This window comes from Candidatus Glomeribacter gigasporarum BEG34 (genome assembly GCF_000227585.1).
GTDB lineage: Bacteria > Pseudomonadota > Gammaproteobacteria > Burkholderiales > Burkholderiaceae > Glomeribacter > Glomeribacter gigasporarum_B.
Window position 1 is genome coordinate 18,067 of sequence record NZ_CAFB01000044.1, and the last position, 21,778, is coordinate 39,844.

Annotated in this window: 20 protein-coding genes and 6 pseudogenes; 11 read left to right on the plus strand and 15 right to left on the minus strand. The window is 52.0% G+C overall.

All coding sequences use genetic code 11. The features are described 5' to 3' along the window. Positions 1 to 662: 662 nt before the first annotated feature. Together CAGGBEG34_RS05360 and CAGGBEG34_RS11030 are read right to left on the minus strand one after the other, a co-directional pair. Positions 663 to 1,709, minus strand: coding sequence for a tyrosine-type recombinase/integrase (locus tag CAGGBEG34_RS05360; protein WP_158641805.1), 1,047 nt, complete (start codon positions 1,707 to 1,709; stop codon positions 663 to 665). Then, positions 1,679 to 1,900: a hypothetical protein gene (locus tag CAGGBEG34_RS11030; protein WP_158641806.1), complete on the minus strand. Its 222-nt coding sequence runs from the start codon at positions 1,898 to 1,900 to the stop codon at positions 1,679 to 1,681. Before CAGGBEG34_RS11030 ends, CAGGBEG34_RS05360 begins: the two co-directional genes overlap by 31 nt. 75 nt (positions 1,901 to 1,975) lie before the next feature. On the opposite strand from CAGGBEG34_RS11030, the gene CAGGBEG34_RS05365 reads away from it, so the two are divergent. Together CAGGBEG34_RS05365 and CAGGBEG34_RS05370 are read left to right on the plus strand one after the other, a co-directional pair. Next, the gene (locus CAGGBEG34_RS05365) at positions 1,976 to 2,203 is read left to right on the plus strand and encodes an AbrB/MazE/SpoVT family DNA-binding domain-containing protein (protein ID WP_006682794.1); all 228 of its coding nucleotides are present in this window, start codon (positions 1,976 to 1,978) and stop codon (positions 2,201 to 2,203) included. Continuing rightward, positions 2,200 to 2,586 (plus strand): type II toxin-antitoxin system death-on-curing family toxin, encoded by a 387-nt coding sequence (locus tag CAGGBEG34_RS05370; RefSeq protein ID WP_042688175.1) that lies wholly within the window; start codon positions 2,200 to 2,202, stop codon positions 2,584 to 2,586. Before CAGGBEG34_RS05365 ends, CAGGBEG34_RS05370 begins: the two co-directional genes overlap by 4 nt. A 100-nt stretch (positions 2,587 to 2,686) precedes the next feature. On the opposite strand, the pseudogene CAGGBEG34_RS10145 reads toward CAGGBEG34_RS05370, so the two are convergent. The 3 pseudogenes from CAGGBEG34_RS10145 to CAGGBEG34_RS05380 all read right to left on the minus strand — a co-directional run bounded on the left by CAGGBEG34_RS10145 (position 2,687) and on the right by CAGGBEG34_RS05380 (position 6,539). Beyond that, a pseudogene (locus tag CAGGBEG34_RS10145) lies at positions 2,687 to 3,063 on the minus strand (PIN domain-containing protein). A 56-nt stretch (positions 3,064 to 3,119) separates the two neighbouring features. Then, positions 3,120 to 3,357: pseudogene (locus CAGGBEG34_RS11715) on the minus strand (FitA-like ribbon-helix-helix domain-containing protein). Positions 3,358 to 3,634: 277 nt separating this feature from the next. Beyond that, positions 3,635 to 6,539, minus strand: a pseudogene (locus CAGGBEG34_RS05380) (Tn3 family transposase). Between the two features lie 119 nt (positions 6,540 to 6,658). Between CAGGBEG34_RS05380 and CAGGBEG34_RS05385 the strand changes: the two are divergent. The 4 genes from CAGGBEG34_RS05385 (at position 6,659) to CAGGBEG34_RS05400 (ending at position 9,814) form a co-directional block, all read left to right on the plus strand. Next, positions 6,659 to 7,705, plus strand: a complete 1,047-nt coding sequence (locus CAGGBEG34_RS05385) for an MFS transporter (RefSeq protein ID WP_006682795.1) — start codon at positions 6,659 to 6,661, stop codon at positions 7,703 to 7,705. A gap of 87 nt (positions 7,706 to 7,792) precedes the next feature. Beyond that, positions 7,793 to 8,152 (plus strand): hypothetical protein, encoded by a 360-nt coding sequence (locus tag CAGGBEG34_RS05390; RefSeq protein WP_006682796.1) that lies wholly within the window; start codon positions 7,793 to 7,795, stop codon positions 8,150 to 8,152. A gap of 3 nt (positions 8,153 to 8,155) precedes the next feature. Next, positions 8,156 to 9,079 (plus strand): phytanoyl-CoA dioxygenase family protein, encoded by a 924-nt coding sequence (locus CAGGBEG34_RS05395; RefSeq protein WP_006682797.1) that lies wholly within the window; start codon positions 8,156 to 8,158, stop codon positions 9,077 to 9,079. After that, positions 9,080 to 9,814, plus strand: a complete 735-nt coding sequence (locus CAGGBEG34_RS05400; RefSeq protein ID WP_006682798.1) for a TSUP family transporter — start codon at positions 9,080 to 9,082, stop codon at positions 9,812 to 9,814. 55 nt (positions 9,815 to 9,869) lie between these two features. Here CAGGBEG34_RS05400 and CAGGBEG34_RS05405 read toward each other — a convergent pair whose 3' ends face one another. The 9 genes and pseudogenes from CAGGBEG34_RS05405 to CAGGBEG34_RS05440 form a co-directional block, all read right to left on the minus strand. Next, a complete protein-coding gene (locus tag CAGGBEG34_RS05405) occupies positions 9,870 to 10,628 on the minus strand; it encodes an SDR family NAD(P)-dependent oxidoreductase (RefSeq protein WP_006682799.1) in 759 nt (252 codons plus the stop codon). A 3-nt stretch (positions 10,629 to 10,631) separates the two neighbouring features. After that, the gene (locus CAGGBEG34_RS05410) at positions 10,632 to 12,245 is read right to left on the minus strand and encodes an ABC transporter substrate-binding protein (protein ID WP_042688176.1); all 1,614 of its coding nucleotides are present in this window, start codon (positions 12,243 to 12,245) and stop codon (positions 10,632 to 10,634) included. Then, a complete protein-coding gene (locus CAGGBEG34_RS05415) occupies positions 12,197 to 13,099 on the minus strand; it encodes a hypothetical protein (protein WP_006682801.1) in 903 nt (300 codons plus the stop codon). The genes CAGGBEG34_RS05410 and CAGGBEG34_RS05415 overlap by 49 nt, the downstream gene beginning before the upstream one ends. 226 nt (positions 13,100 to 13,325) lie before the next feature. Continuing rightward, entirely contained in the window at positions 13,326 to 14,747 is a 1,422-nt protein-coding gene (locus tag CAGGBEG34_RS05420) for an ABC transporter substrate-binding protein (RefSeq protein ID WP_320408619.1), read from the minus strand. 283 nt (positions 14,748 to 15,030) lie between these two features. Continuing rightward, the gene (locus CAGGBEG34_RS11720) at positions 15,031 to 15,375 is read right to left on the minus strand and encodes a hypothetical protein (RefSeq protein WP_238984988.1); all 345 of its coding nucleotides are present in this window, start codon (positions 15,373 to 15,375) and stop codon (positions 15,031 to 15,033) included. A gap of 83 nt (positions 15,376 to 15,458) precedes the next feature. Continuing rightward, positions 15,459 to 15,827 (minus strand): hypothetical protein, encoded by a 369-nt coding sequence (locus tag CAGGBEG34_RS11725; protein ID WP_006682803.1) that lies wholly within the window; start codon positions 15,825 to 15,827, stop codon positions 15,459 to 15,461. Between the two features lie 59 nt (positions 15,828 to 15,886). Continuing rightward, positions 15,887 to 16,027: pseudogene (locus CAGGBEG34_RS11730) on the minus strand (DUF6429 family protein); the annotation flags it as partial. 152 nt (positions 16,028 to 16,179) lie between these two features. Continuing rightward, complete coding sequence (locus tag CAGGBEG34_RS05435) at positions 16,180 to 16,494, minus strand: BrnA antitoxin family protein (protein WP_042688178.1); 315 nt, start codon at positions 16,492 to 16,494, stop codon at positions 16,180 to 16,182. Beyond that, positions 16,475 to 16,768: a BrnT family toxin gene (locus tag CAGGBEG34_RS05440; RefSeq protein ID WP_006682805.1), complete on the minus strand. Its 294-nt coding sequence runs from the start codon at positions 16,766 to 16,768 to the stop codon at positions 16,475 to 16,477. The genes CAGGBEG34_RS05435 and CAGGBEG34_RS05440 overlap by 20 nt, the downstream gene beginning before the upstream one ends. Before the next feature lie 999 nt (positions 16,769 to 17,767). Here CAGGBEG34_RS05440 and CAGGBEG34_RS05445 point away from each other — a divergent pair. The 4 genes from CAGGBEG34_RS05445 to CAGGBEG34_RS05460 are packed head-to-tail and all read left to right on the plus strand — an operon-like array spanning position 17,768 to position 19,047. Further along, positions 17,768 to 18,034: a hypothetical protein gene (locus tag CAGGBEG34_RS05445; protein WP_006682806.1), complete on the plus strand. Its 267-nt coding sequence runs from the start codon at positions 17,768 to 17,770 to the stop codon at positions 18,032 to 18,034. Then, the gene (locus tag CAGGBEG34_RS11035) at positions 18,031 to 18,486 is read left to right on the plus strand and encodes an AAA family ATPase (protein WP_042688179.1); all 456 of its coding nucleotides are present in this window, start codon (positions 18,031 to 18,033) and stop codon (positions 18,484 to 18,486) included. The genes CAGGBEG34_RS05445 and CAGGBEG34_RS11035 overlap by 4 nt, the downstream gene beginning before the upstream one ends. Then, complete coding sequence (locus CAGGBEG34_RS05455) at positions 18,483 to 18,662, plus strand: hypothetical protein (RefSeq protein ID WP_042688180.1); 180 nt, start codon at positions 18,483 to 18,485, stop codon at positions 18,660 to 18,662. Before CAGGBEG34_RS11035 ends, CAGGBEG34_RS05455 begins: the two co-directional genes overlap by 4 nt. A 7-nt stretch (positions 18,663 to 18,669) precedes the next feature. Next, positions 18,670 to 19,047 carry a hypothetical protein gene (locus tag CAGGBEG34_RS05460; protein ID WP_158641807.1) on the plus strand — a complete coding sequence of 126 codons (378 nt, stop codon included), beginning with the start codon at positions 18,670 to 18,672 and terminating at the stop codon, positions 19,045 to 19,047. 28 nt (positions 19,048 to 19,075) lie between these two features. On the opposite strand, the pseudogene CAGGBEG34_RS05465 reads toward CAGGBEG34_RS05460, so the two are convergent. Continuing rightward, positions 19,076 to 20,341 (minus strand): annotated as a pseudogene (locus tag CAGGBEG34_RS05465) (IS256 family transposase). A 49-nt stretch (positions 20,342 to 20,390) separates the two neighbouring features. Here CAGGBEG34_RS05465 and tnpC point away from each other — a divergent pair. Beyond that, positions 20,391 to 21,764: pseudogene (tnpC, locus tag CAGGBEG34_RS05470) on the plus strand (IS66 family transposase); the annotation flags it as partial. Positions 21,765 to 21,778: the final 14 nt, after the last annotated feature.

The window sequence follows — 21,778 nt, forward strand, 5'->3', positions numbered from 1 at the left end:
ACCTGTATTATGGCCTTCTACGTCGATCTCCTTACAAATGGCTGGACCTTTTTGCGCTTTTCCAAAATCACGTTCTGAATCCAGAGGCCGAGGTTATAGAGGTTCGTTACTACACAGCGCCTGTTCTGGGCCGTTTATGCGATCATCCCGCCTCACCCCAGCGGCAGCGGTTATACTTACAGGCATTGCGAAAAATGCCTCCGAGAAAGGTAGTAATTATCGAAGGGCGCTTAGAACTGTCTACCCCTACCTTCGACTCGTCAAACCGCCTATCACTGGCTCCACAAAAGTTCAGGTCTATTCTCTATCTGAAAAAAAACCGATGTTAGCTTGGCTTCCGACCTTGTATCAGGCGCTTTCCTGCAAGTATTTGAGCAGGCGGTTCTTTGCACCAATGACACGGATTTAGGTCCCGCCCTTGCTACAATTAAACGATGCAGTCCCAGACTACGATTAGGCTTGGTTGCGCCTGTGTCAGGAAATGATTATAGGAAGGTGGCACGGGATCTCTTGCAGTATGTAGACTGGTCAAAAATCTTAAGTCCTACGCATCTTGCGAATGCTCAGTTGCCTGAGAAAATACCTGGCACTGCTATTTATCGACCAGCTGGCTGGTAATTCTCGGAATTCTATTGATTGCGGTAGATTTAGAGTGCGTGTGTCTATGCAGGCTTCACCCGCTTCCCCCGCCCACTCGCATGCCGCGCCCGCAGCTCGATGTCGATGTATTGATCTGTAATCGCGCTCGAACTGTGCCCCGCATCGTCCCGCACATGTTCTCTCGGACGGTGTTTCACATCCTCCGAGATACCCGTGTGCCGGAGCCAATGTACCGTCGCCTCCGAGAGCGCCTCCGCTTCGTCCTGAAAGCCATCGGCTTCAAGCCTTGCTTTGGCCCGATCAAAACAGTCTTGAACGATCACCCGAATCTGGCTGGTTGAAGTAATCGGCCCTTTCCCAAGCCGTTTGGGAATCAAGGGATGTTGATCTCTTGGCGAAGGCAGGGCGGGCAGGTCCAGGAAGCGGCGGTAACGGCGCAGTGCCGCCAGCATCGTGTCGCTCACCGTGATTTGCCGTTCCTTGTTGCCTTTCCCGACGGTGACGAACCACCACAGGCCATCGGCGTCGCAATAGAAATCGCCCATCTTGGGAATCCAGCGCGTACTCGCCGCCAGTTCCGAGATGCGCAAATACAGCGCATAAAGCGCCGTCATGATGAACAGCGTGCGCTCATGCTGTGGCGATTCTTGCGCCATAATTTCCGCCGTCTCAATAACATAGTGCCACTGCAGTTCCGACAAGCGCCGGATTTTGCCTTTGCCCTGGATGCGCTGGAAATACCGGCTTTTCTGGCGGATCATCAGCAAGGGATTCACTTCCGTGTAGCCTTCCTGAATCAGGAACTGGTAGAAACTGCCGGTAATCGCAAAAATCCCCGCCAGCGCTTTGGGAGACAAGGCATAATCCTCTAGCTGGGGCCGCTGGCCCCGCCCATGTGCTGCTTTAGCAACCGTCGCCACAAAAGGCCGCCAATCAGAGTTCGGCACCCGCGTACCGCCTTTATCCAGAAAGCGCGGCGCCTTTTTGATTCCGGTCCAACTACGCGGCGGGTTCTGGCAAAAGGCGACATAGGCTTCAATCTCTGCTCGTCCTAATGATCGAACCGACTTTTGAGCGATTAACCAGGCCCATTGCAGCAGCCGTTCCACCTCCCGACGATACGCCTGAAAGGTCGCCGCATTGCCTGATAGCTGAGCAGAAAGGCGCGCGCCTGCTGAAAGTCTGCCTGCGTTTCGGGAAAGTCCTGGTAGACAGGCATCAGCGTTTGGGATGGGATGAAGTTGAGGCTGTCGAAGAGGGGAGACAGAGCAGACTGACCGGGTTTTACGGGTTGATTCATAAACACGCGAGCGGCAGGCTGCTTCTATACTCTATTGATCTATATAATGTTTATTATATAGACGGAGGAAATCTTATGCTTGCACTCAAAGTCACCACAGTAGGCGCTTCCGTAGGTTTCATCCTGCCGAAGGAAGCCACGGCCCGCCTGAAAGTCCAGAAGGGAGATAAAGTCTATCTGACCGAGGCGCCAGACGGCAGCTACCGTCTGACCGCTTATAACCCTGATTTTGAGCGCCAACTGCGCTTGGCCGAAGCCATCATGCGTCAAGACCGTGATCTTCTGCATACCTTGGCCCAGTGAACGCTTGGCGCTGGCTCAGCCCTGAAGTGGTATACGCCATCCACGATCGACAACTGGCTGAGCATGGCGGACAAGATGGGCTGCGGGATGCGGGTGCTATCGCATCTGCCTTGGCGCGGCCTCAAAACAGAGCCGCCTACGGACAGCCTGATATCGCCGATTTAGCCGCTGCATATGCTTATGGACTGGCCAAGAATCATGGTTTTATCGATGGCAACAAACGCACAGCCTGGGTAGCCGCTCGATTGTTTCTAGCAGACAACCATCACGTATTACATTTTGACCCAGTAGAAGCTGTCAGAGTCATGGAAGATGTGGCGGCTGGCGCGTGCTCAGAACAGCAGCTTGCGGAGTGGTTTCGGCAACGGATTGTGGATACATGAGAGGTAGTTTGGATGAAAGCCGCCATAATGTCTGGAGCGTGTCTGTTTAGGTCATGTTTCCTAAATACGTAATAATAGCCATTATCACGTATTTGATCGGTCAAAGCGACGGACTGCTCGGCCCTACTTTCCACGGATGGATGGCAGACACACCAACCGCCTATAGGGGGCGGTGTCGCGTGAGGCCACGATGAAACCCCGCGAAGCCGCAATCGCGGCAATATAGCCGTCCGGTGTTGGGAATCCTCGCCCACCGCTCTTAGCCGTCACGGCCAACTCGGCATAGCGCCGTGCGCATCGATATCGAATTGGCAACACTCGCCCTCTGAACAACCCCATCAGGCCATTAAGGGCCTGTGTCAGCCTGTCCTTGCGCTTGCCGGACGGGAGCGCTGCGATGCCAAACAGCCATTCTGCCAGCGTCACGCTGGACAGGTACAGCGCTTCGACCGTTTGATCGTTTCACCAGGCGCGCACAGCCGGATACGGTTCGGGCTACACCGCCTCGGAAACGAGGTGGGTATCGAGCACGATCATTCAAACCTCGTCGGCTCAGCCGGAGTTTTGTCTCTCACCCGGTCGAAGATCTCAAAATCCTTGTGTGTGAGACCGGTCTTGCGGCCCAATGCAGCGAGAGCTTCACCTAGGCGAACACGCATCTGCCAGAATCTCGCGGACTCCGGTCTCAGTGCTGTGCCCATGTTGAGCGGCCCGCACCCGCAACGCGCGGTGCATGTCGTCTGGCAGATTGCGCACGGTGAGCATTGCCATAGTATCGCCTCATCGAAATGCATTCGGTGAATACGTTTGATCCTTTTGAATGCCCTGTCGACAAAGGGAGTAAGTATATGTCGTATTATGTATTCTGCTGCCGTCCTACAGTGTGCGTGCCTGAGGAGCGTGTTGGAAAAATCAACGCCGGTGACATGTCAAACATGCCGGGCTATCGTCCGCGTCAACGCACCGTTGCCGCAGGCCAGATCAAGCGCTCGATCACGAGGTTGTAATGCCAGTTGGGGTCGCGTCACGCAACGGAGGACAGAGTACGCTAAGCCTGAGGGAAGGGTCGCAAGGGCCTGAATGTTCCTTTCCTGGGCGTTTTTCCCTGCTGCAAACATCATTCCCCGTCAAATTGATATGCTCCCAGCCCAACGGTGACAGATATACTAGAAGGTACGCCTCAATAGACTGGCTATGCTCCCTGAGCGCCTGGATTGCCCGTTCTAGATAGACTGAGTTCCACAACGCGATAGCTGCTGTCACCAGCGTAAGGCCGCTGGCGCGATGACGCTGGTTCTCGAAGCTACGGTCTCGCATCTCGCCCGGCCGGTGAAAGAAGACGGCTCTGGTGAGCGCATTTCTGGCTTCGCCTTTGTTCAGCCGCGCGTTGACGCGGCGGTGCAGCTCGACGTTGTGCAGCCAATCGAAGGTCAACACACTACGCTCGACCCTGCCCAGTTCTCTAAGGGCTACCGCCCGTCCGTTTTGTCTGGGAGAGCTGCTGAGCTTGCGCAGCATCAGAGAAGCCGTCCCAGTCCCCTGACGAATGGATGCCGCCAGCCGAAGAATCTCGTTCCAGTGGCTTCGGATATGCTTGGTATTGATCGAACCACCCACCAAAGCAGCCACATCAGGGAAATCCGCCGGTTTACCCGGCACGTACCACCGTTTATCGGCGAGATCACGGATACGGGGCGCAAACCGGAAGCCTAAGAGATGCATCAGGCCAAACACATGATCGGTAAAGCCCGCGGTATCCGTGTCATGCGCTTTAATTCGCAAGTCTGATTCGTGATACAGCCACCCATCCAATACATAGGTCGCATCTCGAACGCCGACATTGATCACCTTGGTATGAAACGGCGTATCCTGATCGGAGACATGCGTGTAGAATTGGATGCCGGGTTCACTGCCCTATTTGGGGTGGATATTGCCGCCCCGTTCCGCGTGCCCGCCCACTCTGAAGCGCTGGCCGTCTGAGGAAGCGGTCGACCCATCGCCCCAGTCTCCTGCAAAAGGATGTCGAAACTGCGCATTCACCAGTGCTGCCAAAGCTGCCGAATAGGTTTCATCTCGAACATGCCATGCTTGTAGCCAGGCCCGCTTGGCATAGGGGGTTCCAGAGCAGGATTCGGCCATCTTGCTTAAACCCAGGTGGATGGCATCTGCCAGAAGGGGGGTGAGCAGCAGGGATTTTTGCTTGGCCAAATCGCCTGTTTTTAGGGGCGTGAAGGGGCGGGTGAAGTCTGTCCATTTGTCTACTTCCACCCGCCATTCAGTGATTTTGATAGGCGGCAGCAGGCTGTAGGCTTGCTGGATCAACACATCAGCTGCGTCAGGTACGCTGTTGTTCAGCGGCGTGATTTTCAGACCGGATGGGGTCATGACGGCCTCTGGCAATGCCTCTGCCTTTGCCAGGCGACGGACGATGTTCAGTTGTTGCGTCAGTTTGGAGAGGCGTTCGTGAAGATAGGCATCGCAGTCTGTCTCAATGGCTAAATGATGAGATAGACTGCGCGCAGAGAATGGATCCGTCGGTCATAGATCATCCCCGAAATCCTTGAACTGGCGAGAGCCTTGCACCCAAAGATCACCTGAACGCAGTGCATTTTTCAGTGCGGACAGTGTGCACAGTTCGTAAAAGCGCCGATCCACACCCTCTGCCTTGAAGACCAGGCTTTCCCAGCGTTTTCGCACAAAGCGGGTGGGCACGTCTTGTGGTACTTTTCGGGCATTCTCCGCGTTGAGTGTTTTGAGCGTCTCTACAGCAGACAACACATCCTGTGCTGCAGGCGCGACTTTCATCTGCAGGGCATCCAGAAGCGCGGGGGCATATCGACGGACCTGCGCATCGCCGTCTCCAATGCGATGCAGGTCGTCAAACTCCCTTGGGGTGAGGTCTTGTGTTGCTGTCACGATTTTTGCAAACGTTTCCCATGAAATGAGCGCTTCAATCGCTGAAAAGGCGTCTGTACCCTCTGTCCTGGCGGCCAGCAGGACCGTGCCGATTTTCCCGTATCAACGCATCTTTTCGTGGATTGTCTTGCCGGATTCCTGGAACTGCTGCGCGTGACTGTGTTTAGCCCAATTGAAAAGACGGCCCATGATGCGGTCATGCAGGTCAATGATCTCTCGATGATTGTCGATTGAACTTCCAGCACGACAGCAACCCGCGTGGCGTGCCGACGTGTACTTTCCAGATCACGCAAATGTTGGGCAGTCATTTGAGCGCCTTCACGAGCGCGCTTTAAAAGCCGATTCTGATGTATCCGGTGCTCAAGACCCTCTGGCAATCTCAGCGCTTCCAGCGTTTTAAGCCCATCCAGATGTGCTCACAGGTGCTGGGCATTCGGCGCATTGGGCGACTGACGTAGCCAGGCTCATAGGCTGATTTTGCTGTGTTCATGTAGGTTGAGCAGATGCTCTAGCTTCTGCCGATGAGCCTGGGTCAAACCTGCTGTGAGCGCGGAATAAAGGGGTCGATTGCCNCGTGTCATGGCTTCTGCGCAAATCCTATCGATCATTAGGATCGATGGCAGCAGGATTCAACGGCTGCGGAGTGCCNCAATCAGCNCCTTGGCTAGCATGATGCCTTTATCGGTCTGCTGTGCCAGTGGTGCCAACGCCTGCACAGAAGATTTGTGACATCGCACTGTAAAGGGCCTCAAGCCAAACACAGACTGCAGTTCAACCAGATGTGCTCGGCGCGTCTCTGCCCGTTGCCCGTACTCAGCCCAAATGTCTAACGGTCATTTAAGCTGGGCTGCCACGAAGCTCAGCACCGGAGAAAAAGGGGGCTCTTCTATCTCCAACATCCTGCCTGGGGAGCGCATGTCACACAGCTGGACTGCAAATCCCAGCTGAGTGGCAGCCTTGCGACGCTGGCGAATGATGGACAGATCAGACTCGCTGAACGTGTCATGCCGAATCAGGGCATCCTGATGTTCAGGCAGCGCTCACAGACTCTCGCGTTCCGCTGCAGACAGCACCCAACGACGCGGCATGGCTGCTTGTCAACCTTCGAAATTGAAAAACAGTATCGATCTTTATGCCGTATTAAACAAAATCCGAAATGCACACAGGAATACGTGCTCTGTTGAAGATTGGCTTACTGGCCAACCTGTTTGAATGGTACGAGTTTTCCGTCTACGGTTTCCTGGCCGGCACCCTAGACCAGTTATTCTTTAAGTCCACGCATCCTACTCTGGCGCTGATTCAAGCCTTTGCCCTCTTTGCCGCCAGCTATTTCACCCGCCCTTTAGGCAGTTTGTTCTTTGGTTCGCTGGCGGATCGAGCGGGCCGCCGCCGTTCTTTGCAATTATCCCTGATGGTGATGTCTGTTCCTACGATTCTGATTGGGATGCTGCCCACCTACGACCAGATCGGTGGATTGGCAACCGTGTGTCTCTTGATGTCAAGGCTGGTGCAGGGATTTGGCGCCGGCAGTGAAAGTCCCGTAACGGGCTGCTATATATTTGAAAACGCAGAACCCAGTCGCAGAGGTATTTTGTATAGCACCGTCATTGTCAGCGCCAGCGTGGGTATCCTGTGCGGTTCTTTAATAGCGACCTTACTCGTGTGGTGCTTTGACCAGGACACCATCCTCGCGTGGGCCTGGCGGCTCCCTTTTCTGCTCGGCATTCCGATCACACTTTACATTTTTCACATCCGATCAGGAATTCTGGAAGCGTCCGTGGCCCAGAAGCCTTTTTTGAAAACCCGAAAGCCCATGCGGACTGTTTTGACTGCGACGAAAGGGCAACTGTTCCAAGCGGTCGCACTGGTTGCCTTTTCAACCGTTTGCTTTTACATACTGGGGGTTTGGATGCCTGCTTATCTGACTTATTTTCTAAACTATCTCCAGAAAATAGCATCTCTGACGAATACCCTTACGCTGTGTGCCTTGCCGCTGTTCTGTGTGGCCTCTGGTTATCTCGCTGATCTTATAGGATACAGGCGACTCATGGTCGTCAGCGTTTTAGCTATGCTTGCAGCGATATATCCCCTATTTCTGGCCTTGCAGGGAAGGCCCTATGGGCTGTTTCCTGACGCTGCCTCGGTTCCACATAAGCGCAATTGTGAATCAACACGGCAGTTAAAGCCGTCCTCTTTGGAATGAGCGGTCCAGTTGCCTTTCCAATCAGCCTTGCTCCCTTACCCTTAAAAACTCGCAATTTAAACCCTAAAAATTTTGTGATTTTCTATAGTGAAATTTGAAAAGACTATTGCAGTAACCACACAGTATTTTCAAATGGAAATCACCATGAACTCAGTCGTGAGTAGCCCTGTAAAGGCCCTGCCACAAGAAATTTATCAGAATAAGTGCGCTCATCCGAGCCTGGAAGACATACTCAATTTTGTATACAGCATACAAGACCGTAGGCAGCAAGACGATTTCATCTCAGAACTTTATCGAGTATGGGGCGCAGATGACGCAATATTTGGAACAGCAGTACGCGAACAATTCAAGCGCAGTTTTCTGGAAGTGGCCGAAATCGAAGCGCTTGAAGAAACAGGCGCATATCGAGACTTGCTCGGAGAAAATCTCAATACGCAAGGAGAATAATTGATGAATTGCCTAAATAACAGTTTTGTATTTGATAGCCGCATTGTCTCTGAATTTCAGGAAAAAGGGTATGTCAAAATGCCAAGATTTCTCTCCACTCAATTTACTGCTTATCTGAAAAATAAGATTAAGGAAAGTATTGATGAACCTACTGATCAATATCAAAAGGGGTTTAGTCGATTGAAATACGATGTTTTCTCAAATGATCAAATGTTATTTTCATTATTTGAGAATAGAAAATTTTCCGAAACTTTAACTTCTCTTGCTGGAAGAGATTTATTCTATACACAAGGGATTGGTCTAGAGCTGATAAAAAATCAAAACAAGGGCTTCCCCTGGCACATTGAGACGCAGAGTTTTGCGTATCAACATGCGGATGATTATGCGATGACTGTCTGGGTCCCCTTGGAAAATATCGATACCCAAAAACAACGCGGAGGGATGGCATATGTTCCCAAAAATAAGCTTTCAGGCCACCATGCCTATGCCTATATAGACCCGGCTGTTTTTGAACTGCTTGAAGGCAGAATCAGCAGTGGAAGTCCTATCACGATAGAAGAATTTATGGAATTAAGAGACGGCCCTCTAAATTCTCCAGCGCTTATAAAGCTCTATGAGTACTTCGCAGAGGAAGATGACTTTAATGTAGGCGACGTTCTTGGGATACACAAAGATGTCATTCACAGAAGTATCCCGCTTGGTGAAGGTAATCTTGAAAGCAGAATCATATTTTCTATGCGATTTATCGGTACCGACTCCACTTACGATAAAAAGAGAGCAACAAGTATAGAGATTTCACGTCAACATTTTAATTATTCAGGACCGACCAAACTCCACCTTGACGTTGCCAAAAACGAAGGGGAACGTATTATTGAAAGTCCATATTTCCATCATCCAGAAAAACGTTTAATTGCTTGTGCATCCTAAATGGAATCTCTTTCCCTAAGTACCTTAATAATACTGACACTGGTGGCTTTTCTGTCTGGCGCAATCGATAGTATCACTGGGGGAGGCGGCTTGATCACAGTGCCTGCACTATTAGCAACCGGGCTAAACCCTATAGCAGCGCTTGGTACGAATAAGCTGCAAGCCGCAATCAGCGAGCTGTCCGCCACCCTGCATTTTTCAAAAACCGTAAACTATAGAAAAATAGCGATTTACATTGTATATACGTCTGTAGGCGCTACCGTAGGGGCGCTTCTTGTGCAAGTGACTCGATCCGAGCTGGTTGAAAGCATCGTTCCCTGGCTCTTATTATTTTCTTTAATATGTTTTTTACTTCCCAAAAAGTCGCGCACAGAAAGCCAAAGTAAATTCCACAGGCTAAAAATAATGGCTCCACTGATAGGGTTCTACAATGGATTTTTTGGGCCTGGAACTGGGTCCCTATGGTCTATTGGATTCATGGAAATCATACATTTACCGCCGAAAGAATCCGTGATGTATACGAAGCCCTTAAATTTCATTGGGAACGCAATTTCATTAATGGTATTCTTATTCTCTGGGAAGATTTATTTAATGGGCACAGTGTTTATGGGCGTCGGTTCTTTTTTTGGAGGAAAATTTGGAGCTCATATTGTCACTCTGAAAGAATTACCTTTCTTAAAGTGGGGCATTTGTCTGGTATTAATTCTTTCCACAATATCTGCCTTCTGCCGATAATCCTCCTTTAAATAGCTGACATACTGCGCGTCAATGTCCCAGCAGCCCTAAAACATCAATCTTTCCGGCATTGTCGATGAATGTACAAAGCACTAAATGATTGTGCAACTGGCATCAATTCAACGGTATTGATATTGACATGTGCGGGCCGGGTCGCTACCCAGTAGGCTGCCTCAGCCACATCTTCTGCGGTCAGCGGCTGTGTATCCTGATAGAGGGCCGCGGCTTTGGTTGTATCTCCCTTAAAACGCACTGTTGAGAATTCTGTGCCGCCGCACAAACCAGGCTCAATATTCGTCACCCGTAATGCAGTGCCTGCCAAATCAGCACGCAGATTTAAGCTGAACTGCCGAACAAATGCTTTACTCGCGCCATAGACATTCGCGCCTGGATACGGATAGCGGCCTGCAGTTGATCCTATATTGATGATATGGCCTCGATTACGCTGCATCATCCCTGGCAGAAAGGCACGCGTGATATGCACCAAGCCGCTGATATTCGTGTCAATCATGGTTTGCCAGTCATCTAGACGCGCACGATGAGCAGGCTCAAGCCCCAGTGCGAGTCCCGCGTTATTCACCAGAACATCGACATCGACAAAATCACGCGGTAGGGATTCAGGCAGTTTTGAAAGGGCAGCACGCTCGCGCAGGTCAAGCATGATCGGCAACAACATAGGACCTAACTCATCGCTCAGTGATTGCAGCCGATCTGTCCGGCGCGCGGCGGCAATTACGCGATGTCCTGCGTCTATAAAAATCCTTGCGATGGCAGTCCCAAATCCGCTGGAAGCGCCTGTAACCAATACAATCATGACTTACCGCAACCCAACCCCTGCAAAACTCACCGTCCCAAAGGGATCGACTCTAAAGCCTGTGACCTTTTTATTCACGATATGGTAGAAAAACGGATAGGCAATGGGGGTGGCCGGCTGCTGGCGCTTGAAGATTTTCTGCGCTCTCAGATACAGCGCGGTACGCTCCCCCCTATCCAGCGTGCGCGCGGCTTGTCCAAGCAAGCGCTCAAATGGCTTAAAACACCACTTTGAAAAGTTGGTGCCGGACAGCGCGTCACACATCCAAGGATTAAAAAAGTTAACCGGGTCGCCGCATCGGATCCCGCCCACGCCAATGAGCATCGTGTCATGCTCCCCTTTCATGCCACGTTTGAGATACTCTCCAAATTCATACGTGACAATCTTGGCCTTAACGCCAATCTTTTTCCAATCCGATTGAATAATCTCCGCCATCAATCGAGGATTGGGATTATAAGTCCGCGGCATAGGCAGCGTCCACAACGCCATCGAGAAGCCGTTAGGGTAGCCCGCTTGCGCTAGCAGCATTCTTGCTCTTTCAAAATTACGCGGCATGTCTTTCAGCATATGGTCATACCCCCATTGCAACGGCGGCATGGGCGAGACGGCGACTTGCGCGCGGCCTTTGAATACGATATCAATGATGGCTTTTTTATCGATCACCCTATCGAGGACGCGGCGCACACGCACATCGTTCAGCGGCTTGTGCGTCACATTATAGGCCAGATAGCCGATACTGAACTCCGGCGCAGCTAAATAGTTGAAGTCGGGATTGCGCTCAAGTGCAGGGATATCTTCCAGCGGCGCGGCGCTAATAACGTGGCATTCATTGGTTTTGAGCTTTTGCACTTGCACCTTTGCATCGGGTGTAATCGAAAAAATCAGCTTGGCGAGCTTTACGTCGGCGGGGTTCCAATAGTTGGGATTGCCATTAAATTCAATCGTTGCATCTGGGATATATTTCCGAAAAATAAATGGCCCTGTTCCGACCGGATACTGGTTGATGTCCGATGGCTTGCCTGCTTTCAGTAGTTGCGCCGAATATTCGGCGGATAAAATCGATGCAGAGGGGGCTGTTAAATAGGGTAGAAAAGGTGCATAGGCTGTGTTCAGCGTGAAACGCACCGTATAGGGATCCAGCGCTTCAATTTTTTCAACCGTCTTGTTAAAACCGCTGATGGTCCAGAATGGTGATTCCGTCGGATACGCACGCCGAAAGGACATATTCGGATTGCGCATCCGCTCAAAGGTGAATACCACATCTTCAGCGTTAAAGTCGCGCGTGGGTTTAAACCAGGGTGTGTTATGAAATTTCACGCCATGTCGCAGATGGAAGGTATAGACCCGTCCATCCTCCGAAACGCGCCAGTCTGTTGCAAGACTGGGCTTAAGCGCAAGCGTATTGCGGTCAAAGCGGATTAACGTGTCATAAAGGGTTCGTCCTGCCGCCGCATAGTCAACGCCGTTGAACAGTTGACTCGGATCAAATCCCATCGGACTGGCTTCGGAACAGTAAACCAGCTGCTTGTTCGGCAATGCGGCACAGACGGCATTCAATACGCCTGTTGTCAATGCAACTGTAATGAGGGTCCTAAACGATCTTTCCAACGACAGCATCCCGATACATCGAAATGGCTCCTTCCCTCTTCGAGCAGCGTTATTTTGCGTAATTGATCCAGCACCTCATTCAAATTAGGCTTGATTAATATTTCCTCTTTGATATGTTGAAGATAGGAAGTCAGCGTGTTGTAGGAAATATTGAGTAACTGTGTCGCCTTTTTACGGTTAGGCTGCTGATACAGCATAAGAAAAATCTGCATTTCTTTGGCAGTCGGCGGCCTATAAAAGCAATGCTCTATGCTCAAATAATTTAGAAATAATACAACAGACAATCGATCAGAATAATATTCTTGGTAGAGTCGAAACAGATTGAATAAGCTGTGATGAAGGGGTAAGTCATAAGCCAAAACGGCAATTATTTTGCGTTTGTCCAGGCTTAAGATCGGTTGCTTAACCGTCCTTCGTATATAAATATGGCCTGAATCCAAAATGGAACTGTATGGTACACTGATTTTGCGCATGGAGCTTTCCAAGACATCGGAATCCAGGTTTTTCATCATTTCCATAGAACTACGACCAATGCTTTTAGCATCTATTTTCAAAGCGCTTTTCAAAGCATTTGCTATTTTATATATTCTCGAAGGGACAAAACTCTGTGTGTTCTGTAAATCGTCTGCAGTTAAGCCAATGAGATCGTCAGGTGATTGAAGTGCTCCTATATTTTTACGGAGATACACATGATGCGCATTGCTGAGAATAAATTTTCCTGTCTGCGCATCTTTTAGGTAGACTGGGAATTCCAATTCCCGAATAAAATCAGAAAAACAGCTCCCTATCCCTGCCAGCTGCTCCTGATCAAGTAAATGTTGTATTACCTGATTTTTTGAGAAACCCTTTTGGATGCCTTCCATTCCTGTTCCCAAGCCAGTTGTTAAGCAGTTTCCTGTTTGACATTCTAAAGGATTTTAAACTCCATACAACTCAACCGGCTTTAGCAGACCGTTGAAAAAGCCCACGCTAGAGGTGGCTGACCATATTTGCGCCTGGCTAACAGCCTGCTGGCGCTGCCAGCCGCCCTGCGCTTAAATCCGAGCCACCGGGTCAATCCATGCCATCGCTGAGGGCAGCTTAGCGCCTCTACTCGACAAGTCCGACGCCAGAAAAAATCGTTGGGTCGAAAAAATTGATTTTGAAGCCTGTTACACGCCGATTGATAATTTGATATTTATTTGGATAGGCAATGGGCGTAAATGGCTGCTCGCGTTTAAACACTTTCTGCGCTTCCAGATAGAGCTGAGTGCGCTTCGCAGTATCAATAGTTCGTCGTGCTTTCCGGCATAAGTCATCGAACACTTTGTTGCGCCAGTGCGAGAAACGCACTGTTTCCAGCCATTCGTCAGGATCATTACGTTCGCCAACCCATCCAATCAGTACAGCGTCATGCTCGCCTTTATGTACGCGTCTAAGGTATTCCGCCAATTCATACGTGACAATCTTGGCTTTCACGCCGATCTTTTTCCAATCTACCTGGATCATTTGAGCCATCAAGCGGGGGTCCGGGTTATAGGGCCGCTGTGCTGACATCGTCCAGAGTGCAAGGGTGAACCCGTTCGGATAACCCGCCTGCGCTAACAATTTCTTTGCTTGTTTTAAGTCGCGCGGCGTATCCCGCAGCGTTTTATCGTAAGACCATTGCATCGGCGGCATCAGCGAAACGGCTCTTTGCGCGCGGCCTCCGAACACTACATCAATAATCGCCTTTTTATCAATCGCCATATCCAATGCCCGGCGTACCCGCACATCGTCAAGCGGCTGATGCGCCATGTTGTACGCCAGATAACCCATACTGAAACCTGACCGGCTTAATACTTGGAGGTGAGGCACTTTCCGCAGCGTCACGATATCAGAGGGACGCGGAACAACGCTAACCTGACATTCATTCTTGATCAGTTTTTGCGCCCGCACGGCGGCATCCGGCGTGATAGCAAATATCAGTCTGGACAAGCGCACATCCTCAGGCTTCCAATATTCTAGATTGCCGTCGAAAACAATGGTCGAATCTTTATCATATTTTCGGAAAATAAACGGACCAGTCCCGACCGGCTTTTGATTGAACTCTGATGGCTTACCCTCTTTCAGCAATTGCTGCGCGTATTCGGCGGATACAATCGATGCAGCGTCCACGGCAAGCACAGAGAGAAATGGTGCATGAATTGAATTCAGCGTGAAACGCGCGGTGTAAAGATCGGGCGCTTCAATTTTAGAAATAATTCTCTCCAAGCCCTGAAAATGGGGAAATTCAGTCGGATGCGCTTTACGAAACGGCATGTCGGGATTGTGCAGCCGCTCGAAGGTAAAGATGACATCCTCAGCGTTGAAGTCGCGCGTGGGCTTGAACCACGGCGTGGTATGGAATTTCACGCCGCGCCGCAGGTGGAATGTGACTATCCGTCCATCTTCTGAAATTTCCCAGCGTTCGGCGAGACCAGGTTCGATGCTTGCCGGATTTTCAGGTTTGTATTCCAGCAGCCGATTGAAGATCGTTGCTGCACCGTAGATTCTATACCCGCCTCGCTTGTACCAGGATCAAACCCTCTTGGACTGATTTCGGAACAGTACACGAGGGGCTTCGTAGGCAAAGCGCGCTTTGTCAGGTCACGCGCATATGCGCCACTATAGGCCATCAGCAGGATGACAGCCGCTACTCTAATACGCCGGACGCAGACAGTATGATGGTTCATAAGCGCAGCATAGGAATGCTACCCGCAGCTCCGCCTATGAAAAGTACCCTTGAATCCATCGTACAAAATTTTTGATCTATATTTTTTGCTTTGTAGTTTTTTCATAAAAAATCAGCCTCTGTCATGGAGCTTTTATTCGGTGTGCGCAATTTGGATAGCACATGACGGAGGGTGAACGGGCTGACTATTTTGTTCCGAATATGGGTGATGTGGTTACTCATGGTTGGAACGGAAACCTCAAACTGTTGAGCAAGCACTTTACATTGAGAAGATTCGCGCATAGCAAGTAAAATCTGCATCTCTTTAGAAGTGGGTAAACTAAGAGGATTGAAATGGCTATCCAGTTGCAGATGCCGCAACATATGCTGAAAGGCCTTTGGTTTAGAGAACGGAAAAAACTGTCGATAGAGATCAAACAATCTTTGTAAAGGCAGTTGCGGGGTCAAATCCTGAAAAATAGTCAGAAATGCAATGACTCTTTTGTAGTCTCTGCTTGAAATGGGAGTTATGTTTACATGCTCAAGACCAATCAAGCCATTAACAAATATGTGGAGACTCTTAAAATTGACAGAGCTTTTCGTTGCCAGCACCGATTTTCATATTTCTCCATCCGTGCCAGATTATTGTGTTCAGAACTTATTATGGCTGAATCTAAATTCAGCTTCTCCTTTCTGTGAAGCACATCGTCTATATAAATCTCACGAGGAGTAACGCCAATTAAATCGTCCATGGACTTCATTCCATTAGATACAGCCTGACGATAGTTTGCCACTAAATGTTTTCTCGTCTGTGCGTCTCTTACATGACTTGCGTCAAAACAGTTTTCTACGAAATCAGATAAAAATTCGCCGCCACAACTGATACTTTTTAAATCAGGCAACATCTGAGCAGCATTCATACGGTTCCTCCAGACGATAAAATAATTTTACTGACTGAACACTCACTCTAATTGCTTCGGGGATTATGAATGAATCCCTTTTCATGTAGCCGGTTGAGGGCATCCCAATCGTGCCCCTTCCAAGCCCGATCCTTCTCATGCAGCGTCAGAGACAGCAGTGCGAGTACGGTCTCATCGATGGCCTCTTGTATCCAGCTCAGCGTCCTGGGTCATTGTACACCTCCTTCAATCAAAGGAGGCATGGAAACATCCGACTTTTCCAATCTCGGTAATAAGCGTGGCTGCAAACCGGCGTGTTGTTTCAGCAGTTGGATCGCCGCGCAAAATCTAGAATCACAACGACTCTCCCTTCCTATTGCGCGCCCCGTTTCTGCGCCTCCAACATCACGCGCCGCAGAATCGCATTCATCCGGGATTGGTAACCGCTCCCTTGCGATTTCAGCCATTCGAGTACATCCCGATCCAGACGTGCGGTGACCAGCGCCTTGGTCGGCTTGCAAAATTGGCCCCGAACGGCCGATTGCCATTGTTCATCGCTCAGCTCAGGAATGTCACGCGTATCGATTTCTTCGTCTGGCAGGGCAGCCAGACTGGATAGATTGGCTTTCTGCGCCGCTGTTAGAGGCGGCAATGTGTCTAAGGTATAGCTAACCGTTTTCTTGCTCATAACGTCGTCTCTCTATTGGCGTCGCCTTTCGGGCGGAAATGATCCGCACAATTTCGGTACCCTCCTGATCCCGCAGCGTGTGCGCAACCAGAAGCAATGGGCGATCTTGAACCAGGCCGAGCGTCTGCCACCTTTGTTCGCTGCCTTCGATGCGGTCTTGTACGGATACGTGCAGCGGGTCTCGAAATACCTGGCAGGCTTCTTCAAAGCTCACGCCGTGCTTTCGCTGGTTGGACTGGCTCTTGGCTTCGTCCCACTCAAACCGGATCAGCATACTCAATTATAAATACAAAACGTAAATAAGCCAAAAGCCAACATCGGATGGCTGTCCCTGAAATGCCTTCCAACCGCTCGCTCAGCCCATCCTGACCCCCCCCTTTTTCGCGCCAAGCCCACCGCCTCTAGCAGATCGGCGCGCAGACAACAAACGCGAAACGGTCTGTTTTGTGCTGTTTCAAGGTGGGTCCACGCCTCGGAAACTAAATACGCTGGGTCTCGCATATCAGAGACGCATCTATGCGCATCCTGTGCACGTAGAACGCTTTCTGAAGACGCCACAGAGGAGACAGGTGGAAATACGAACACCGAAGCCAGCGCCGCACGGCAACCCGTCAGTGAATATGCGCAACTGGCCTCCCATTCCCTCCATTTCCCGCCATTTTGTCTCCTTTTTACCCGCGGAAGTTGCTGGTTTCTGCGAGCGCGTGCGGGGAGTTGCGGGCGCATGTCGGCGCAACGCGCAGCGGGGCTGTAGACGCTTCTGCATAGGCTTTTGAAATTTCACACATTGATCCCAAAGCTGCATAGGGAGGTTCTTGTGTGCTGTCCATGTTCTGTGATCCATCTAACGCCCGCTCAGGTGGCCCAGCGCCTGGGCATGAAGGAACGCACGTTGGAACGCTGGCGCAACCTAGGGATCGGTCCGCCCTATCTTCGCCTGCCCGCCGCGTGCGTTACCGCCTCGAAGACATCGAGGCTTACGAGCGCCGTTACCTGTGCCGCGGCACTTCTCAGCATATCTACCGACAGCGGAGGCGCGGGCCTAAAGCCGCACGCGTCCGTAGCCACCCAGCCATTTGCGCATCCCGTCCTCGACTTCCGCAACCTTTCGCCATTTTGTTGTTTTTTGGCCGCTAGAAGGTGGCGGGCTTTGCCGGCCGCCTGCGGGTGAATGTGGCCGTTTGCGGGGTTTGCGCCCAGCGGCCCCGTGGACGCTCACCCCTCGGCTTTTCACACTGCGCGCATAAACCCACAACTCGTAAAGGAGGAGCCGATGCACACGCCATTTGATCAAGTTCGACATCTCAAACCCGGACAGGTCGCCCAGCGCCTGTGCGTGACGGAAAACACGCTGGAGCGCTGGCGCACGAAGGGCGTAGGCTCCTGGTATCTCCGGCTGCCGGGCCGGGTGGTCTACCGGGAAGCAGGCATCGAGGCCTTTGAGCGCCAAGTGCTGTGCTTGAGGACCCGCCATTGCGCGCCTACCGAGGCGGGCCCCAGCGTCCCTGAAGAAAAAGAGACGACAGGAGGCGCGTCATGAGTTTTCCCATCATCACCGCCGACGAACGGCTGGCCGAGCCGCGCGGTGTCAAAGGAGTGCTGATCGGCAAAAGCGGCATCGGCAAGACCTTGCAGTTATGGACGCTGCCTGCCGAGTCCACGCTGTTTTTCGATCTGGAAGCCGGTGACTTGGCCGTCGAAGGCTGGCTAGGCGACACGCTCCGCCCCCGCACCTGGGCCGAATGCCGCGATTTGGCCGTCTTCTTTGGCGGTCCCAATCCCGCATTGCGCTCCGATCATGTTGATTTCAGTGGAAAAAAGCCCCCTCTGAATCACGTATTTACCCTCGCGATTTTGATACATTCGCGAGGGGGTGATGAAGAGATGTATATCGTGGAAACCCTTGCAAAGAATCGGCGTCTGTATCCCAGAGAGGGCAAAGGATTTAAAACGATTGAGGGCAAAGGATTTAAAACGATTGGCGGGAATTGAAGAGATCGAAGGCGAGCGTCAAGAAGCGCATACGTGGGAAAGAGACAAGCCAGCGCTATAAGCGGCGCCAAGCGGTTGATCCGGTGCTGGAAGCGGACCGGGGCTGGCTGTTGAGCACACTGGAAGCGGACAGGAAAGCGCCTGTGTCCTACAGGCGGACGGCCCGCAAGTTGTAGGAACGAGGTGAAGCGGGCTTTACAGGCGCTGATACGCCCGTCCCCGCCTGTGTTCAGAAGTGGACGCACGAGTCAGACTCAGGCAAGCCTCGAAAAGCCTTCGTACCGCAGGCACATGTCGCCGGTGAATCCGTTTCAATTGGAGGGGAGCGAAGAAGCCATCCAGTGGGCTGGAGAGTGGGTCAAGCTCAAGGTTGCCCATTTTCATCTGTGCTACAGCGGTCTATTTTTCCGGGTGGCCTATCGGAACGAGCCGTTGGAAATGCGGAGGGAGGCCCATGATCCAGCCTTCCAGTTGTTCGATGGAATGGGCGCGAACGGGATGGACGACACGCCCCCAACGGTCGTCTGGAAGCGCCTGTCAGTCCAGGGTCGGAATTGGTAGTGTCCGGAATTTTGTGTGAGAGGCCAAGTCACCAAAATGACTTCATGGCATTCGTAAAACGTTCACCGAATAAAATTGCAAACTGATTGGCGGCCTGTCTCCATGTACAGGGAGGCATTTTCCAATTTTGTTCAATGTTTCGCAAAGTGAGAAAGCGCAATTTTTTAGCGGCTGCATCATTGGGGAAATGCCCCCGATTTTTAACGATTTTACGCAGTTGCATATGCAGGCTTTCAATCGCATTGGTCGTGTAAATCATTTTCCGAACTTCAGGCGGATAAGCAGAAAGGAATCCCCTGCTCCCATTGCCGCCGCCACATCTGGCTGATGATCGGGAATTTTCGGCCCCATTCACCCTTTTCAAAATCATCCAAAGCGGCTTGAGCCGCGTCGCTATGGGCGGCCTGGTAAATGGGCCTGAGCGCGGCGGCTCAGGTTTTGCGTTCTTTTCAATGGGCAAAAGACAGTGAATTGCGGATCAAATGGACGGCAGGTTTGACTGGGTCTGCGGATAGACGGTTGGGTAGCGTCCGGAAAGCCATGCAGCCCATCGACGACGGCAATGAGAAGATCGCTTAAGCCCCGATTGCGCAACTCATTAAAGACCTTCAGCCAGCATTTGGCGCCCTCGGTCTGTTCGATCCACAGGCCCAGCACTTCTTAGCAATCATCCGCGCCCATGCCTAACGCAAGAGATACGGCCTTGTTTTTGACACTCCCTTCCTCCCGAATCTGAAGCCGCAGCGCATCAAGAGACAATGGGAGACATCGCTTCAAGCGGGCGCGTCTGCCATTGTTCCACTTCAGCCAACACTTCATCGGTGAGGGTCGAAATGAGATCAGGCGAGACTTCAAGTCCGTACAACTCGAGCAAATGCCCGCGAATCTCACGCACGCTCATCCCACGTGCATCCATGCGGATCACATGATCCTCAAAGCCAGGCAAGCGCCGTTGATCTTTGGCAATGAGCGCAGGCTCAAACGTGGAAAGCCGGTCTCGCGGAATATCCAACGGTCAATCACCCGCAGGCGTGATCACGGTCTTCGCGCTGCTGCCGTTACGATGGTTACCCGTTTTTCCTTGCGCGCTCTGTTCAGCAAGAGGGTGGTTCAGTTCAGCCTCCAGCATCCGCTCCGCCAACCGTTTCTTCAGTTGACCTGCCAGTCCCGTTTCGCCTAACAGCGACTCCGCATCTTTGCTCTGTACCTGGCTCAGCAATGGGTCTATCCGTTCATCTGAAAATATTTTGCTGCTCTGAGTTCGCGGTGTGTCTTTCTTCATCTTGTCGATCATGTGAGTTCCTTTTCTTCATATCTTCACATGATCTCAACACACAAAATTCCTGACAGGCTCTCAACGCGCAGAAATCAAAGGACTCAAACTTCAGATCGCGCAACTCAAACGTATGATATTTGGCCGCCGCGCTGAACGGGGCCAGAAAGATTCGCTTAAGCGAGCGCCGTCCCGTTTGCAGGCGGTCTCCGATCCGAACCCGCGTGAGTCGCCCCGCCGTACCCCCTTGCCCGACCATTTGCCGCGCGAGACGGTCATTGACCCACCGGAGTCAATCATTTGTCCCAACTGCCAGGGTGCGTTGCATGTGATCGGCGAAGAAGTCTCTGAGCAACTTGAATACGTGCCGGGCCGATTCAAAGTGATCCGGCACATCCGGCCAAAGCACATCTGCCGCCGCTGCGTGCGGATCACGACGACACCGGCCTTTCGCCGGCCCTTCATGCGTGCTCTGCCGGGGCCAGGCCTGCTCGCACACGTGCTCGTCTCTAAATAGAGCGATCATCTGCCGCTCTACCGTCAGTCCGGGATTTACGCGCGTGAAGGCGTGCTGCTGGCCCGTTCAACGCTGGCGGATTGGGTGGGAGCGGCCCGCCATTTACTGTATCCATTGGTCGAAGCACTGCGTCATTATGTATTGAAGGCAGACACACTTCACGCGGACGACATCCCGGTACCGGTGCTTGAACCCGGCGCTGGTAAAACCAAAACAGGATGGCTTTGGACTGATGTACGCGACGACCGTCCCGCAGGCGATGCGACGCCGCCTGCGGTTTGGTTTGCCTATTCGCCCGACCGCCGCGCGCAACATCCGCAGGTACACCTGAATGCTTTCCAGGGTGCACTTCAGGCCGAGGGCTATGCCGGCTTCGATGCCTTATACGAAACAAAACCCATTCAGGCTGTCGCCTGCTGGGCGCACGTGCGCCGCAAGTGCTATGACCTTTATCAGGCGCAATCGTCCCCTCTGGCCGCTCAAGCGCTTGAGTCCATCCAGAAACTGTATGGCATCGAAATCCGCGTGCGTGGGCAACCGCCCGATATTCGGCGCGACGCACGGCAACGCCAAGCGGTGCCTGTGCTGGCGCAGTTGCACGGCTGGCTCGTGCACACGCTTGAGAAAATCTCTCAGAAATCGGCGCTCGCGGGCGCGATTCGCTCTGCATGGACTCGATGGGAGGCGATCACCCGCGATTGCGATCACGGCGCGCTTGAAATCGACAATAACGCGGCGGAACGCGCATTACGCACCGTGGCCTTGGGCCAGAAGAATGATTGATTCGCCGGTTCCGACGCCGGCGGGCACCGCGCCGCTGCACTCTATACTCTAATCGGCACCGCCAAACTCAACGGCTTCGACCCCTACCCCTATTTATACTCTGTGCTCACGCGCATCGCCGAGCATCCCGCCGACCGCGTGGATTGGACTGAACCCCA

Coding starts and splice junctions, on each gene's coding strand:
- CAGGBEG34_RS11030 (WP_158641806.1), bottom strand. CDS start 1,900: ATGAATCAACCCGTAAAACCCGGTCAGTCTGCTCTGTCTCCCCTCTTC.
- CAGGBEG34_RS05365 (WP_006682794.1), top strand. CDS start 1,976: ATGCTTGCACTCAAAGTCACCACAGTAGGCGCTTCCGTAGGTTTCATC.
- CAGGBEG34_RS05385 (WP_006682795.1), top strand. CDS start 6,659: ATGCACACAGGAATACGTGCTCTGTTGAAGATTGGCTTACTGGCCAAC.
- CAGGBEG34_RS05395 (WP_006682797.1), top strand. CDS start 8,156: ATGAATTGCCTAAATAACAGTTTTGTATTTGATAGCCGCATTGTCTCT.
- CAGGBEG34_RS05400 (WP_006682798.1), top strand. CDS start 9,080: ATGGAATCTCTTTCCCTAAGTACCTTAATAATACTGACACTGGTGGCT.
- CAGGBEG34_RS05405 (WP_006682799.1), bottom strand. CDS start 10,628: ATGATTGTATTGGTTACAGGCGCTTCCAGCGGATTTGGGACTGCCATC.
- CAGGBEG34_RS05410 (WP_042688176.1), bottom strand. CDS start 12,245: ATGCTGTCGTTGGAAAGATCGTTTAGGACCCTCATTACAGTTGCATTG.
- CAGGBEG34_RS05415 (WP_006682801.1), bottom strand. CDS start 13,099: ATGGAAGGCATCCAAAAGGGTTTCTCAAAAAATCAGGTAATACAACAT.
- CAGGBEG34_RS11725 (WP_006682803.1), bottom strand. CDS start 15,827: ATGAATGCTGCTCAGATGTTGCCTGATTTAAAAAGTATCAGTTGTGGC.
- CAGGBEG34_RS05435 (WP_042688178.1), bottom strand. CDS start 16,494: ATGAGCAAGAAAACGGTTAGCTATACCTTAGACACATTGCCGCCTCTA.
- CAGGBEG34_RS05440 (WP_006682805.1), bottom strand. CDS start 16,768: ATGCTGATCCGGTTTGAGTGGGACGAAGCCAAGAGCCAGTCCAACCAG.
- CAGGBEG34_RS05445 (WP_006682806.1), top strand. CDS start 17,768: ATGCACACGCCATTTGATCAAGTTCGACATCTCAAACCCGGACAGGTC.
- CAGGBEG34_RS11035 (WP_042688179.1), top strand. CDS start 18,031: ATGAGTTTTCCCATCATCACCGCCGACGAACGGCTGGCCGAGCCGCGC.